This window comes from Streptomyces sp. ME19-01-6 (genome assembly GCF_033793745.1).
GTDB lineage: Bacteria > Actinomycetota > Actinomycetes > Streptomycetales > Streptomycetaceae > Streptomyces.
The window spans coordinates 54,029-69,422 of record NZ_JARAXF010000001.1 but is presented as its reverse complement, the minus strand read 5'-3'; the positions used below and the strand labels follow the sequence as shown (position 1 = coordinate 69,422).

At 73.4% G+C, this 15,394-nt stretch carries 12 protein-coding genes; 9 read left to right on the top strand and 3 right to left on the bottom strand.

Annotation, left to right across the window (positions count from 1 at the left end; all coding sequences use genetic code 11):
* Nucleotides 1-143 precede the first annotated feature (143 nt).
* Nucleotides 144-3,131, top strand: coding sequence for a beta-N-acetylglucosaminidase domain-containing protein (locus PV419_RS00290; RefSeq protein ID WP_319686180.1), 2,988 nt, complete (start codon nt 144-146; stop codon nt 3,129-3,131).
* Nucleotides 3,132-3,289: 158 nt separating this feature from the next.
* On the opposite strand, the gene PV419_RS00285 is transcribed toward PV419_RS00290, so the two are convergent.
* Nucleotides 3,290-3,826 carry an HNH endonuclease gene (locus PV419_RS00285; RefSeq protein WP_319685555.1) on the bottom strand — a complete coding sequence of 179 codons (537 nt, stop codon included), beginning with the start codon at nt 3,824-3,826 and terminating at the stop codon, nt 3,290-3,292.
* A gap of 359 nt (nt 3,827-4,185) precedes the next feature.
* Between PV419_RS00285 and PV419_RS00280 the strand changes: the two genes are divergently transcribed.
* Nucleotides 4,186-5,283 (top strand): mechanosensitive ion channel family protein, encoded by a 1,098-nt coding sequence (locus PV419_RS00280; protein WP_319685554.1) that lies wholly within the window; start codon nt 4,186-4,188, stop codon nt 5,281-5,283.
* Between the two features lie 88 nt (nt 5,284-5,371).
* On the opposite strand, the gene PV419_RS00275 is transcribed toward PV419_RS00280, so the two are convergent.
* Together PV419_RS00275 and PV419_RS00270 are read right to left on the bottom strand one after the other, a co-directional pair.
* Entirely contained in the window at nt 5,372-5,872 is a 501-nt protein-coding gene (locus PV419_RS00275) for a hypothetical protein (protein ID WP_319685553.1), read from the bottom strand.
* Between the two features lie 41 nt (nt 5,873-5,913).
* Nucleotides 5,914-6,945, bottom strand: coding sequence for a hypothetical protein (locus PV419_RS00270; RefSeq protein ID WP_319685552.1), 1,032 nt, complete (start codon nt 6,943-6,945; stop codon nt 5,914-5,916).
* Nucleotides 6,946-7,132: 187 nt separating this feature from the next.
* Between PV419_RS00270 and PV419_RS00265 the strand changes: the two genes are divergently transcribed.
* The 7 genes from PV419_RS00265 to PV419_RS00235 all read left to right on the top strand — a co-directional run.
* Entirely contained in the window at nt 7,133-8,335 is a 1,203-nt protein-coding gene (locus PV419_RS00265) for an ROK family transcriptional regulator (RefSeq protein WP_319685551.1), read from the top strand.
* 290 nt (nt 8,336-8,625) lie between these two features.
* Nucleotides 8,626-9,906, top strand: a complete 1,281-nt coding sequence (locus tag PV419_RS00260) for a 6-phospho-beta-glucosidase (protein ID WP_319685550.1) — start codon at nt 8,626-8,628, stop codon at nt 9,904-9,906.
* Nucleotides 9,897-10,922: an N-acetylglucosamine kinase gene (locus PV419_RS00255; protein WP_319685549.1), complete on the top strand. Its 1,026-nt coding sequence runs from the start codon at nt 9,897-9,899 to the stop codon at nt 10,920-10,922. Before PV419_RS00260 ends, PV419_RS00255 begins: the two co-directional genes overlap by 10 nt.
* 267 nt (nt 10,923-11,189) lie before the next feature.
* Nucleotides 11,190-12,641, top strand: a complete 1,452-nt coding sequence (locus tag PV419_RS00250) for a hypothetical protein (RefSeq protein ID WP_319685548.1) — start codon at nt 11,190-11,192, stop codon at nt 12,639-12,641.
* A gap of 20 nt (nt 12,642-12,661) precedes the next feature.
* On the top strand, nt 12,662-13,687 hold the full coding sequence (locus tag PV419_RS00245; RefSeq protein ID WP_415925199.1) for a glutamate ABC transporter substrate-binding protein: 1,026 nt from the start codon (nt 12,662-12,664) through the stop codon (nt 13,685-13,687).
* Between the two features lie 143 nt (nt 13,688-13,830).
* Nucleotides 13,831-15,162: a hypothetical protein gene (locus tag PV419_RS00240; protein ID WP_319685547.1), complete on the top strand. Its 1,332-nt coding sequence runs from the start codon at nt 13,831-13,833 to the stop codon at nt 15,160-15,162.
* A partial coding sequence (locus PV419_RS00235; RefSeq protein WP_319685546.1) for a hypothetical protein occupies nt 15,159-15,394 on the top strand: 236 nt, incomplete at its 3' end. The genes PV419_RS00240 and PV419_RS00235, both read left to right, overlap by 4 nt.

Here is a 15,394-nt window from a genome sequence, read left to right as displayed (position 1 = left end):
CGTTGACACCCTCACACGCGCGATGGTGGGCTCGGCGCCTGTCAGGGCTGCACCTAGGCGAACCACCAGTCCGTATCGAGGAGAAGCCCGTGCAGTTACGGGGAAGCCGAGGACGAACATCGAGGGCGGCCGGCGCCACGGCCATGGCCGCCGCCGTCATCGGCGGGCTGCTGGGCGGCGCGCCGGGCGCGGCCGCCGCACCCGGGGATCACGGCACCCCCGGCACCTCGACGACGGACCGCGACAGCGACAGCGGCGTGCCGCCCGTATGGCCGCGCCCACAGTCGCTGCGCGCCCAGGGATCCAACGTGAGCGTGGGCAAGGAGGTCACGCTCGTAGCCGACGCCGACTCCGACCCGTACGCGCTGGACGCGCTGCGCGCCCTGCTGCACGACGCCGGGGCGCGCGTCGTCAACGAGGCCACCGAGCCCCTGCCCAAGGGGATGCCGCTGGCGGGCGGGCTGGTGGTGCGCGTCGGCGGGCGGGGCGCGCAGAGCGCGCTGCGCGCCCTTGGCGCGCCCGAGCGCGGTGACCTGCCCTCCGGCGGCTACCGCCTGGCGGCCGGCCAGGCGGCCGGGGCGCCGACGGTCGCGCTGTCCGGCGTCGGCCCGGACGGCCTCTTCCACGCCGTCCAGACGCTGCGCCAACTCCTGGTCCGGCCCGCGCACGGCGCGGGCGGCTTCCCGGGGGTGACCGTGCGCGACTGGCCCGCGGCCGCGGTGCGCGGCACCACCGAGGGCTTCTACGGCGAGCCCTGGTCCCACCAGGACCGGCTCGCCCAGCTCGACTTCATGGGCCGTACGAAGCAGAACCGCTACCTCTACGCCCCCGGCGACGACCCCTACCGCCAGGCCCGCTGGCGCGACCCGTACCCCGCCGAGCGGCGCGAGGAGTTCCGGGAGCTGACCGACCGGGCCCGCCGCAACCACGTCACCCTCGGCTGGGCGGTCTCCCCCGGCCAGGAGCTGTGTTTCTCCTCGGCCGACGACCGCAGGGCGCTGCTGCGCAAGGTGGACGCCATGTGGGCGCTCGGGGTGCGCGCCTTCCAACTCCAGTTCCAGGACGTCAGCTACAGCGAGTGGCACTGCGGGGCGGACGCCGACACCTTCGGCTCCGGCCCCGAGGCGGCGGCGAAGGCGCAGGCCGAGGTCGCAGGCGTGGTCGCCCGGCATCTGGCCGCGCGCCATCCGGACGCGGCCCCGCTCTCCTTGCTGCCGACCGAGTACTACCAGGACGGCGACACCGACTTCCGGCGCGCGCTGGCCGACCGGGTCGACCCCGGCGTGGAGATCGCCTGGACCGGCGTCGGGGTGGTGCCCAAGACCATCACCGGCAGCGAACTGGCCGGCGCCCGGGCCGCGTTCGGCCACGCGCTGGTCACCATGGACAACTACCCGGTCAACGACTACGCCCAGGACCGGGTCTTCCTCGGCCCGTACACCGGGCGCGACCCGGCCGTCGCCACCCAGTCCGCGGGGCTGCTCGCCAACGCCATGGAGCAGCCGGCCGCCTCCCGTATCGCGCTGTTCACCGCCGCCGACTTCGCCTGGAACCCGCGCGGCTACCGCCCCCGGGAATCCTGGCGGGCGGCCGTCGACGACCTGGCCGGACCCGACCCCCGCACCCGCGCGGCCCTGCGCGCGCTCGCCGGAAACGACGCGTCCTCGGTCCTCGGCGGCGAGGAGTCCGCGTATCTGCGCCCACTGATCGAGGCGTTCTGGACGGCGCTGTCCAAGGGCGAGGGGCAGCAGCTCGACCGGGCCGCGGACCGACTGCGCTCGGCCTTCACCACGATGCGGGACGCCCCCGACCGGCTCGACGCGACCCTGGGCCGCGAACTGGGCCCCTGGCTCGACCAATTGGGGCACTACGGCGACGCCGGGGTGCGGGCCGTGGACATGCTCACCGCGCAGGCGCGCGGCGACGGAGCGGCGAGCTGGTCGGCCCGTACCGCGGTGCAGGAGCTGCGCGAGGAGATCGCGGAGAGCCGGGTGACCGTGGGCAAGGGCGTCCTGGGCCCCTTCCTGAAGGAGGCCCTCGCCCGGGCCGACACCTGGGCGGGCCTGGACGGCGCGGGCCGGGAGTCGCTGCACACCTCCAAGGCCCAGCGCGCCGCCGCCGACGGCGACGCGGCGACCTCGCTGGCCCCGGCCGGCCCGGTCACGGTGCGCTTCGACCACGCCCGCCCGCTCACCGCCGTCTCCGCCCTCACCGGCCGCGCGGCCGCCTCGCCCGGCACTGTCTGGGCGCATGTCCCGGGCGAGGGCTGGCGGCGGCTCGGCGCGGTCTCCGGCAGCGGCTGGACCCAGCTCCCGGGCCGTGGCATACGGGCCGACGCGGTGCGGCTGGCCTGGGAGGCGGGCGCGACACCGCCCGACGTGCACGAGATCACCCCTTGGTTCGCCGACACCCCGGCCGCCGAACTGCGGCTGTCCCGGGGCGTCGTCGACGCGGAGACCGGCGGCCGGGCAGTCGTCGTCGAGGCCCGCGTCACCCCCCGCCGCCCCGAGGACATCCACGGCAAGTTGACCGTCCACGCGCCGCGCGGCATCCGTGTCAAGGCCGACAAGGCGGTGACCGCCCCGCGCGGAAGCACCGCGACCGCCCGGATCGAGGTTTCGGTCCCGGCCGGAACCAAAGCGGGGACGTTCACCGTCCCGGTGCGCTTCGGCTCGCAGGAGAGCGTGCTGACCGTACGGGCCTTCCCGCCCGCCGGCGGCCCGGACCTGGCCCGCGCGGACGGTACGAAGGCGACGTCGTCGGCCGATGAGACCGCCGACTTCCCGGCCTCGGCCGCGATCGACGGCGACCCCGCCACCCGCTGGTCCTCCCCCGCCGACGACGGCGCCTGGCTGCAGCTGGAGCTCGCCCGCCCGGCCCGGGTCGGCCGGCTCGATCTGCACTGGCAGGACGCCTACGCCACCCGCTACCGCGTCCAGGTCTCGGCCGACGGCCGCACCTGGCGCACGGCGGCGACCGTCTCCGACGGCCGTGGCGGGCACGAGAGCGTCCGGATGGACGCCCCCGGCACCCGCTTCATCCGCATCCAGGGCGCCGAGCGCGCCACCCGCTTCGGCTACTCCCTGTGGTCGGTGGCGGCGTACGCGGTGACACAGGCTGACACGGGCTGACACGCGCTGACACGGGCCCGCCCGCGGCGCGGGCCGTATGACGTGGGCCCTATCCGGCGCAGAGCCGCGCGTGGCCCCCGCTCCGCCGCGGGGGCCACTGTCCGCGGACCGCTGCGCTCACACCGCGCAGACACACAGACATGACGATGGCCCGGGTCTCAGGCAGATTTGCCGTCGATCCGGGCCATGGCGTCCTCCGCGCCGTACGGCTGCAGGTATGGCAGCCAGCGCGGGTCCCTATGCCCTGTGCCGATGATCCGCCAGGCGAGGCCCGACGGCGGCGCCGGCTGATGGCGCAGCCGCCAGCCGATCTCCGCGACATGGCGGTCGGCTTTGACATGGTTGCAGCGACGACACGCGGCGACCACGTTCTCCCACGTGTGCTGGCCGCCGCGACTGCGGGGGATGACGTGGTCGACGCTGGTCGCCACGCCACCGCAGTACGCACATCGCCCGCCATCGCGGGCGAACAGGGCACGGCGGGTGAGGGGGACGGGGCCCCGGTAGGGCACCCGGACGAATCGCTTCAGGCGGACCACGCTGGGTGCGGGTATGACATGAGTCGCGCTGTGCATCAGGGCGCCTGAGTCCTCAAGGCTGACGGCCTTGTCATTGAGGACGAGTACGAGCGCGCGGCGGAGCGGTACGACGCCGAGCGGCTCGTACGACGCGTTGAGGACCAGGACATGCGGCACGGATGCCTCCTTGTACGCCGGCGGCGCGTGGCTCGCGCCGGGACGATCTCCCCCAGTTTCCCCTGAACCCTGGCTGGAACGCCACCATCACCGGGTTAACGGTTGAGAGGCATTTCCGCGTACCGCGCGCATACCGCCGGAAGAGCGGAATCCGGCGGCCGTCCGGGCCCGCGGACACTCCTGGAAGTGGCGAGAATCACGGGCCGCCCGGGCCTCGCGGCGGAAACCGCTGCGCTGACGCCCTCACCCCGCTCTTGTACGCCCCCTCGACGCCCTCACGCGCTCTCGAACACAGGAACGGCACATTCCTGGGCCCGGCTACTGTGTGAGGGGTTGCCCGCGCGGTCCTCCGTGCGGGCATGTCGCACATGAAGGGTTTCCCTGTGTTCTGGTCCGCTGCTCCGGCCGCAGACGCCACGCCTCCTCCCACCACGCTGAAGGACGCGCAGCAGAGCGCCACCAACGCCGCGGGCTGGGTGGAGGAGAACTGGTCCACCTGGCTCAGCATCGGGCTGCGCATCGCCCTGATCCTGGTGATCGCGTTTGTGCTGCGGTCCGTCGTGCGACGCGCGATCACCAAGCTGATAGAGCGCATGAACCGCACCGCCCAGGCCGTGGACGGCACCGCGCTGGCCGGCCTGCTGGTCAACGCCGAACGGCGGCGCCAGCGGTCCGCGGCGATCGGCTCGGTGCTGCGCTCCGTCGCTTCGTTCCTGATCCTGGGCACCGCGGCGCTGATGATCCTTGCGACGCTGGAGATCAACCTGGCGCCGCTGCTGGCCAGCGCCGGTGTCGCGGGTGTGGCCATCGGTTTCGGCGCCCGCAACCTGGTCACCGACTTTCTGTCCGGCGTGTTCATGATCCTGGAGGACCAGTACGGGGTCGGCGACTCGATCGACGCCGGGGTGGCCTCCGGCGAGGTGATCGAGGTCGGGCTGCGCGTCACCAAGCTGCGCGGCGACAACGGCGAGATCTGGTACGTACGCAACGGCGAGGTCAAGCGGATCGGCAACCTCAGCCAGGGCTGGGCCACGGCCGGCGTGGAGGTCCAGATCCGCGCGGACGAGGACTTGGACGAGGTCCGCGCACTGATCACGCAGGTCGGCGTGGACATGGCGAAGGAAGAGCCCTGGAACGAGCGGCTGTGGGAGCCGGTCGAGGTGCTCGGGCTGGACGCCGTCTACCTGGACTCCATGGTCGTGAAGGTGTCGGCCCGGACCATGCCGGGCAAGGCGCTCGGCGTCGAGCGCGAGCTGCGGTGGCGGATCAAGAAGGCGCTGGACGAGGCGGGGGTCCGCATGGTCGGCCGCCCCCTGGACCCGGATCTGCAGCCCGAGGATGCCGCCATCGCCGGGGCGGCCGTCGCGCCACCGTCGGTCCTGTCCAACCCGGACTCCCCGCAGTCCCTGGCCACCACCCCGATCCCGCCGCCGGCCACCCCGCCCGTTCAGAAGTAGCCGAGAAGCGGCCACACGCACAGCCGCGGTGGTCGCGCGGCTGTGCGTGCGGAGTCTCTCTGTGGGTGGCTCGGGCTTGTGCAGCGCCTCAGGCCGTGACGGTCAGCGTGTTGCTCCAGACCAGACGGCCGTTCTCATAGCGCTCGTCGTGGGCGCTGAAGTGGACGAGTTCGCCCGGATAGGCCCCGTAGAGGTAGACGATCGGGTTCGGACAGACCAGCAGCGGCGGCAGCGTGGCCTTGGGGTCCACCGGGACGGAGATGTTCCCGGACGGGTCGGAGGTGGTCTGCAGCAGCGTGGGGCTGGTGCGGAGGTCGGAGAGGGTGACGGTGCCGCAGGTCGGCACCGAACCCGAGACGGCGGTCCTGACCCACACCCGGTGGCTGGGCAGGAAGCCGCTGCCGGTGAGGGTCTTGGACTGGATGTCGTAGCTGATCAGCGTGGGCCCGGCGGCCGCCCGCACGGCGGCCGCGGGCGCCGCCGCGGCCTGGGTGGCGGGGACGAGGAGGGTGGTGGAGACCGCGAGGGCCGTGCCCACCGCGAGCGCGGCGCGGACGGCGAGTGTCTTCAGGGTCCTGGGAGCCCGCATGATGGTTCCTCGATTCCGGTGTGGAGGACGTCAGCCGTGGGTCAGCTGTCGGCGACCCGGTAGTAGAAGTCCCTGAACTCGGTGTTGACGTAGGGGCTCTGGAGCCAGCCGCTGGGCTGGTGGATGCTCGTCACGCCGTTGACGTGGCCGAGGGTGGTGTCGGGGTCGACGTCCATCAGCCAGCGGCCGCCGCGGGAGAGTCCGCCGTCCGACGGGGCGCAGGGCAGCTCGATGCCCCCGAAGGAGGCTGGGCGGGTGTAGCCGCCGCACCCGGAGGGGATCTGCCCGTTGACGGAGTATCCGTTGGCGCTCACGAACTCTTCCCTGGGCTGGTTCCAGGCGAACCCGTCGCCGCCGACCCTGTCGACGAGCCGTTGGCCGGACTCGTTGGGGTGGGTGGTGGCCAGCCCGAAGTCATAGTTCATATCGCCGTCGTTGATCCACGCGTTGAACGTGTATCCCCAGTCGCCGACGAACTTGCCGTAGGGCGCGCTCCCCCTGAAGTAGCCGGGAATGAAGACCCAGTTGTTCATCCAGGCGTGCGCGGCCCGGCTGTACACACAGCTGCCGGAGGTGACCACCAGTCGGCGCGAGCCGCTGTTCAGCGCGTTGCCGTCACAGGCCTTGTCCTTGCCGTCGAACGGATCGACGTACAGGATCCGCCCGACGCGGATCGGGATCTCGGCGTCGGCGGCGGGCGCCCCCGGGCTGCTCGCCGCGGCCGGGGGTACGGAGCCGGGCTCGACAGTGGGCTCGGTGGCGGGAGCCGCGAGCTGCCGCTGGGCGTGCTCCGTGGCGCCCCGGGTCAGGCCGCCGCCCTGGTATGCGGCGTGCCGCATCCGCTCCGGCGTCCAGTAGGCCCGTACCGCTTCGGCGGCCTCGGCCCGGGCTGCGTCCCGGCCGCCCCCGGCCTGTGTGAGCGCCGCCGACGCCGCGCCCGCGCCGCCCGCCCCACCCGGAGCGTCCGCCCTGCCCGCGCCGCCCGACGCGGCCCTCGCGCCGCCCGCCCCGGCGGCGACCGCGAGCAGCACGGCGACGAGCACCACGAGCGGCCCTCGTGGGGTTGTTTTCATGGCTCCCCGTTCTCTCGATTGCCCGCGACCGTGACACGCCCCACTGGACCACCGGTGGAGGAACCCTCGGCTCCGGCCTCGGCCCGGCCGCACCCATTGACGCCTCGCGACCCCGCCCTTTACCTTGCTGTTCATCAATAGGAAGGTTTCTTAACAGAGACGCTCGAGCGATACGGGGGCACCCACCATGGCGGCATCAGGCACTCCGGGGACGCCGCGCGTGCTGCGCGCCATGAACGACCGGGCCGCGCTGGAACTGCTGGTCGCACACGGGCCGCTGACCAGGACCCGGCTCGGTGAGCTGACCGGGCTCTCCAAGCCCACCGCCTCCCAGCTACTGACCCGCCTGGAGGCCGCGGGACTGGTCCGGACGACCGGGAACGTCACCGGCCGACCGGGGCCCAACGCCCAGCTGTACGAGATCGACCCGGCCGCCGCCCATGTCGCGGCGCTCGCCGTCGACCAGGAGGGCATCACCGCCGCCGTCGCCGACATCACCGGCCGGATCCTCGGCGAGCACCGGGTGAACGCCGAGGCGACCGCCGAGTCGGTGCGCAACCGCACCGGCGAGCTCGTCGCCGAGGCCGTGGACGGCGCGCTGGCCGCCGCCGGGCTCACCCGGGGCGAGCTGCGGCAGACGGTGATCGGCACCCCCGGCGCGCTCGACCCGCACACCGGGGTGCTGCGTTACGCACCCCACCTGCCGGGCTGGCAGTCCCGCACCATGCGGGACGAGCTGGCCGAGGTGCTGGGCACGCCCCTGGTGATCGAGAACGACGTCAACCTCGCGGCCGTCGCCGAGCAGCACCATGGCACCGCGCAGGACTTCGACGACTTCGCGCTGGTCTGGGCCGACGAGGGTGTCGGTGCGGCCATCGTGCTCGGCGGCACCCTGCTGCGCGGGGCGACCGGCGGCGCCGGGGAGATCGGCTATATGCCGCTGCCGGGGGCTCCGCTCGCGCGCGGCGGGGACGACAGCGCCGCCCGGCCGGACGCGGGCGGGGGCTTTCAGAAGCTGGTCGGCTCCCCCGCCGTGGTCGAACTGGCCCGGGAGCACGGCATCGAGGCGCCCACCGCCACCAAGGCGCTCGCCGCCGCGCTGCGCACGCCCGGCGCGGGCGACGCCGTCCTCACCGAGCTGGCCCGCCGGCTGGCCACCGGGCTCGCCTCGGTCGTGGCGGTGGTCGACCCGGAGCTGGTGGTCCTCTCCGGGCAGGTCGCCCAGGCCGGCGGGGAGCGGCTGCGCGAACTGGTCGAGGCCGAGATGACCGGACTCGCGCTGCCCCGGCCGCGCTTGCGGATCAGCTCCATCGAGGGGGATCCGATTCTCATCGGCGCGCTGCAGACGGCGCTCGCCGATGCCCGTCACACCGTCTTCGACACCGCCTGACGTCCCGACACGCCGCCGGTCCGCGCGGCGTGCCTCGTAGACGTCACATCGACAGGAGAAGCTCCTCATTGGGACACGATCGAGCGGGGCCCGACGATGGTGTGCACTTTCCCGCGCCGCCTGGACGGACTGTGCCGCTGCGAGAGGACGTTGCAAGACAGGCTTACTGGCGGTGGCTGGTGAAGGTCACCCGTATCGCCTACTCGCAGAACCTGGCTCATCTGCCGGTGCGGAGAGCGAACTATCCGACACATGCTCAGCTCGAGCAATGACAAGGAAGCAGTCAAGGGTTGAAGCTCTCAGTGGTGGGTGGCGGTTCCACCTACACCCCCGAACTCGTCGACGGATTCGCCCGCTTGCGGGATGTGCTGCCGATGGAGGAGCTGGTCCTGGTCGACCCGGCCGCCGACCGGCTGGAGCTGGTCGGCGGGCTGGCGCGGAGGATCTTCGCCAAGCAGGGCCACCCCGGCCGGATCTCCTGGACCGACGACCTGGACGCGGGCGTGGACGGCGCGGACGCGGTCCTGCTGCAGCTGCGCGTCGGCGGGCAGGCCACCCGCGACCAGGACGAGACCTGGCCGTTGGAGTGCGGCTGCGTCGGGCAGGAGACCACCGGCGCGGGCGGGCTCGCCAAGGCGCTGCGCACGGTCCCGGTGGTGCTGGACATCGCCGAGCGGGTGCGCCGCCGCAACCCCGACGCGTGGATCGTTGACTTCACCAACCCCGTCGGCATCGTGACCCGCGCGCTGCTGACGGCAGGGCACCGGGCGGTCGGGCTGTGCAATGTCGCGATCGGCTTCCAGCGGAGGTTCGCGAAGCTGCTGGGCGTGGCCCCGGACGAGGTGTCGCTGGACCACGTGGGCCTCAACCACCTCACCTGGGAGCGCGCGGTGCGGCTCGGCGGCCCGGACGGCGCGGACGTGCTGCCCAGGCTGCTGGCCGAGCACGGCGACGCGATCGCTGAGCATCTGCGGATGCCGCGCGCGCTGCTCGACCGCCTCGGCGTGGTCCCCTCGTACTATCTGCGCTACTTCTACCAGCACGACGCGGTCGTACGGGAGCTGCTGCCCATTTCGGGAGAAGGGGCCAAGCCCTCGCGGGCGGCCGAGGTCGCGGCGATCGAACGGCGGTTGCTGCAGATGTACGCCGACCCGGCGCTCGACGAGAAACCCGAGTTGCTGGGCAAGCGCGGCGGCGCCTTCTACTCGGAGGCGGCGGTCGATCTGACCTCGTCCCTGCTGCGGGACACTGGCGAGGTGCGCATCGTCAACACCTTCAACCAGGGCACGTTGCCCTTCCTGCCGGACGACGCGGTGATCGAGGTCCCCGCGGCCGTGGACGCGCGCGGCGCGAGCCCGCTGCCGGTGAGCCCCCTGGAACCCCTTTACGCGGGGCTGGTCGCCCATGTCACCGCGTACGAGAAACTGGCGCTGGAGGCGGCGTTGAAGGGCGGCCGCGAGCGGGTCTTCGACGCCCTGCTGGCCCACCCCCTGATCGGCCAGATCGAATACGCCGACAAGCTGACCGACACCCTCATCGCACACAACCGGGAGCACCTGGCGTGGGCCTGAAGCAGTCCCAGGAGTCGACAGCCCACCCACCGCGCGCGTCCGTCCTGGCGGTCGACGCGGGCAACAGCAAGACCGACGTGGCCCTGGTCGGCCCGGACGGGGCGGTCCTCGGCACCGCGCGCGGCGGCGGCTTCCAGCCGCCCGTCGTGGGCGCCGAGGCCGCCGTGGCCTCGCTCGCCCCGCTGGTGACACGGGCGGCGCGGGCCGCGGGGTTCGACGGGCCGCCGCGGGCCGAGCATGTCGCGGCCTGCCTGGCCAATGTGGATCTCCCGGCCGAGGAGGAGCAGGTGACGCCGCTGCTGGCGGCCCAGGGCTGGGGGGCGACCGTCACGGTCGCCAACGACACCTTCGGGCTGCTGCGGGCCGGGGTCGCGGACGACGGCGCGCCGACCGGCGTCGCCGTCGTCTGCGGCGCGGGCATCAACTGCGCGGGCCTGGGCCACGGCGGCCGCACCGCGCGGTTCCCCGCCATCGGCCGGATCTCCGGTGACTGGGGCGGCGGCGGCGATCTGTCGAAGGAGGCGATGTGGTGGGCGGCGCGCGCGGAGGACGGCCGCGGCGCGCCGACCGCTCTGGCCCGCGCCCTGCCCGAGCACTTCGGCCTGGCCACCATGTACGACCTGATCGAGGCGCTCCACCTGGGGCGGATCGCCCCGGCGCGGCGCCATGAGCTGGCCCCGCGGCTCTTCGCGGTGGCCGACTCGGGCGATGAGATCGCGCGCGCCATCGTCGCCCGGCAGGCGGAGGAGGTGGTCACCATGGCCACGGTCGCCCTGACCCGTCTCGAACTGCTCGGTGAACAGACGCCGGTGGTCCTCGGCGGCGGCGTGCTCGCGGCGCGCCACCCGCTGCTGGACGACCGGGTCCGCGAGCTGCTCGCCGAGCGCGCGCCCAAGGCCGAGCCGAGGGTGATCACCGCGCCGCCCGTGCTCGGAGCCGCCCTGCTGGGTCTGGACCGCATGGGCGCGCCCGCGGCCGCGTACGCCAGGCTGCGCGCGCACTACGCCCGGGGCTGAAGTCCCCGACTTTCCAGGTCGCGGCGGGTTATTGGGAACCGAAACGCGCCGAGAAGCGTATGAGAAGTTGGGAGAAGGAGGACGACGCGGACACCCCCGGGGCCGACGGCCCAGAGGCGAAGATCGCGATCGGGCCAAGATCCGGGCACGACCGGTGTGCTCGTCAGCGGCTGCGTCCATACTGCTGCCCGGATACCTGTCCCCCGCCGCACCGGGCGACGGGCCGTCGACAGTGTTTTAAGGGGTCAGGACCGAGGGGGAGGTCTCGTGGCATACCCGCCGACCACCGGCGCGGCCGGAGCAGCGGCCGCGTCCGCGTCGTCGGGGCGGCGGCGGGCCGCGTGGCGGGAAGGCGCCGAGCGGGCTAGGGCCGCGGCGACGACCGAGCCGGGGCGGCTGCACGTCATCGGAGCCGTGCTCGCGGCGCTGGTGGTGGCGTTCGGCGCGGTGACGGCCTGGCAGGTCTCCGACCGGCAGACCGCGGCGGACGCGGTGGTCGAGCACAGCCAGCCGCTGAGCGCCGACGCGGCGAGCATCTATCGCTCCCTCGCCGACGCCGACACCACCGCGGCGAGCGCGTTCCTGGCCGGCGGGCAGGAGCCGACCGAGGTGCGCAGGCGGTACGAGGCGGACATCGACCGGGCCTCCAAGCTGCTGGTGCGGGCCGCGGCCAACACCGACGGCTCGGCCACCGCCCGCGAGGAGATACGCCGGATCAACGAACTCCTGCCGGTCTACACGGGCCTGGTCGAGTCCGCGCGCGCCAACAACCGCCAGGGGCTGCCGCTGGGCGGCGCCTATCTGCGGTATGCCAACGACACCATGCGGCAGCGGCTGCTGCCCGCCGCCGGGCGGCTGTACCAGGCCGAGACCGCGCGGCTCGGCGCGGACTACGAGGAGGCGACGTCCTGGCCATGGGCGGCGATCGGCATCGGCGTCGCCGCGCTGGCCGCCCTGGGCTGGGCCCAGCGCCGCGACTTTCTGCGCACCAACCGGGTGTTCAACCGCGGGCTGCTCGCCTCGGCGGCCGCCTCGGCGGTGGCGCTGGTGTGGCTGGCGGTCGGCCACGGCCTCGCCCGCTCCGCGCTGAACGACTCCAATGACCACGGGGCCAAGTCCCTGCATGTGCTCAACGAGGCCCGGATCGACTCGCTGCGCGCCCGTGGCGACGAGAACCTGACGCTGGTCGCGCGCGGCGCGGTCGTCGTCGACAAGGAAGGCAAGGACAAGGACAAGGACGCCTACGAGGTGGGCTATGCCGAGCAGATGTCCGGCCTCATAGGCGACGACGGCACCGACGCCGGAAGCATCGCGGGCGGCGACAAGGCCCGGGCCGCCCCCGGCAGCCTGCTGGCCCGGGCGCGGGACCTCGCGGACGACGACGAGGGCCGAGCCCCGGTGGACGAGGCCATCACGCACGTACGGGAGTGGCAAGTGCGCCACAAGGCCGCCCGCGCCGCCGACGACGCGGGCAACTACAAGGACGCGCGGGCGAAGGTCATCGGCGGCGAGGGCAGTACCAGTACGGGCGAGTCCTTCGACAAGGTCGACGAGCTGCTGGCGAAGGCCCTGGCCCACGAGCAGCGGGAGTTCAAGCGGGCGGCGGACGACGGGCGCGGCGCGCTGACCGGGCTGGCGCTCGGGGCCGGGGTGCTGGCCGCGCTGGGCGCGGCGGCCGCGCTGCTGGGCATAGGCCGCCGGCTGTCGGAGTACCGGTGAGTGCGATGGGGGGCCTGAGGATGCGAGCGGTGCGATCGGGTGCTGCGGCGGCCGTCTGCGCCCTGGGAGCGGCCACGGCGATCTTCGTGCCCGCGGCGCTGGACGACCAGGGCGACGGGACCGGAAGCGGGCGCGGCGGCGGGACCGGGGTGCACCCGCGGGCCGCGCGGACCACAGCGGCCACCACCGCGGAGAAGTGCGTCCGGCCGGAGGCCAGCCTGCGGCCGTCGAGCGCGAGCGGCCCGGCCATACAGCGCATCAAGAACCGCGAGGTCGACGGCCACAAGCTGGGCAAGCTGATCGCCGGGGTGGACCAGAACAGCTACCGCTGGGGCTACCGCGACCCGGCCACCGGCGACCTCACCGGCTTCGACATCGATCTGGTGCGCGCCATCGCCAAGGACATCTTCGGCGACCCGGACGCGGTCATCTACCGCGCCATCCCCACCAGCCAGCGGATCAAGGCCTTGCAGCAGGGCAAGGTGGACATCGTCGTCCGCACCATGACCATCAACTGCGACCGCCTCAAGGACGTCGCCTTCTCCACCGCCTACTTCAAGGCCGGCCAGCAGGTGCTGGTCCCCGAGGGCTCCTCCGTCACCGGGTACAACACCTCGCTGCGCGGCAAGAGGGTCTGCACGGCGAAGGGTTCCACCGCCGAAGCCGAGCTGGACAAGGAGAAGGGCGGCGCCAAGGACCTGGGCGCGATCAAGGTCGACCCGGTGCCCAACCAGCTCGACTGCCTGGTCAGACTGCAGCTCGGCCAGGTCGACGCCGTGATCACGGACAACGCCCTGGCGGCCGGGCAGGCGGCCCAGGACCCGTCCGTCAAGCTCGTCGGCAAGCCGTTCACCGAGGAGTTCTACGGCGTGGCGATGAACAAGAACGACAAGGACCTGGTACGCCGGGTCAACAAGGTGCTGGAGGGATACCGCTCCGGCGGTGACAACAGCCCCTGGATGCGGGCCTACCGCAAGTGGCTCGCCGAAGATCTCGGCAGGACGGAGGAGAATCCGGCGGCACCGGCTCCCACATACAAGGAGTAGCCAAGGATGAGCGGCCGAGGATGAGCGGCTGAGGATTAGCGCCTGGCCGGCGCGCGTAGGGATGCACGCAGCACGTGCACGCAGTAGGGATGAGCGAATACGGATCACGCAGGTCACACGGCACGGACACGGAGAGGTGATCGATGGGGGGCACGGGACCCGTCCCCAGTTCCGCGGGGGAGCCCGACAAGCCGGTCATGGGCCGCGAGGAGGTGGACCGCATGCTGGCGAAGCTCGGCGCCGAACACGAGGCGATCGAGTCCTCGCTGCTCGCCCTCCAGGACCACGCCGGCCGCAGACTCCTCGAAGGCGCCGAGCTGACCGGCGTCACCAAGGACCGGTGGGCCACCACCGAGCAGGCCATCTCCTTGCTGTGGACGTACTTCGACGCCTACACGGACGCGCTGCGGTCCGCCCGTGAGGTGCGCTCCCGCCACCGCTGGTCCACGCCCGGCGAACTGGCCGAGCTCGCCGAGGTGCTGCGCGGCCCCGGCATCACGCTGCCCAGCAGCGCCTCGCTCACCGGCTCGCCGCTGCTCAGCGAGCAGCTGACGCTGGACGCGCTGGTCGACCGGATGAACCGCTGGTACGCCGAGGCCCTCGATGTCATCGTCACGGCCGACGCCGTATGGTCCGCGCTGCCCGCCCGTATCGACATGCTCTCCGCCGAGCTGCGCCGCACCCGCTCCCTCGCCCACTCCGTCGGGGTGCGCCCCGGCGAGCACCCCTCCGGGGACGACCTGGAGCGGATCACCGCGGAGCTGACCTCGCTGCGCGCCGAGGTCGTCTCCGACCCGCTCGCCTTCTGGTCCGGCGCCTCGCCGAGCTCCGCGCCCGGCGGCGGCCGCCCCGACACCACCCGCTACGACGCCGCGGCCCGCGCCCTGGAGGACGTACGGCGCGAGATCGAGGCGGTCCTCGACGTGCGGCAGGACGCGGAGCGGCGGCTGATGCGACTGCGCGACGTCCTCTCCCGCGCGGACCGCACCCTCGCCGAGGCGCGGCAGGCGCGCGGCGAGGTGCTGGCCAAGATCGCGGCATCCGAGGTGCCGGCGGTCAGCGGCCCGCCGACCGTGCTGCAGGAGCAGCTGGTGACTGCGGCCGAATACCGCAGGCGCGCCCAGTGGCACCGGCTCTCCCCGCTGCTGGAGTCCCTGGAGGAGCGCGCCGACGACGAGCTGCTGCGGGCCCGGGAATCGCTGACCGCGGTGACCGCGCCGCTGGCGGTGCGCGCCGAGCTGCGCGGCCGTCTGGACGCGTACAAGGCGAAGGTCGCGCGCCACGGCATGGCCGAGGACCCGCTGCTGATGGAGCGGTACGACACGGCGCGCCGGATGCTGTGGAGCGCGCCCTGCGACCTGCGCGCCGCCGAAGCGGCGGTGCTGCGCTACCAGCAGGCCGCGGCCGAGGTCCTGGTCCCGCGCCAGAAGGGGCCGCGGGAGCCGCAGGACCGCAGAACGGGGGAGGCACTGTGAGCGTCGCACGCGCGGCCGCCGGGCCGCACACGACCGCGATGCGCCTGCTGTCGCCGCGCGGGCGACAGTCACATGAGCCGCTGCCGCGGCGGGGCGAACAAAAAAGCACCGCGAGCGTCGCACGCGCGACCGCCGGGCCGCACACGACCGCGATGCGCCTGCTGTCGCCGCGCGGGCGACAGTCACATGAGCCGCTGCCGCGGCGGGGCGAACAAAAAAGCACCGCGAGCGT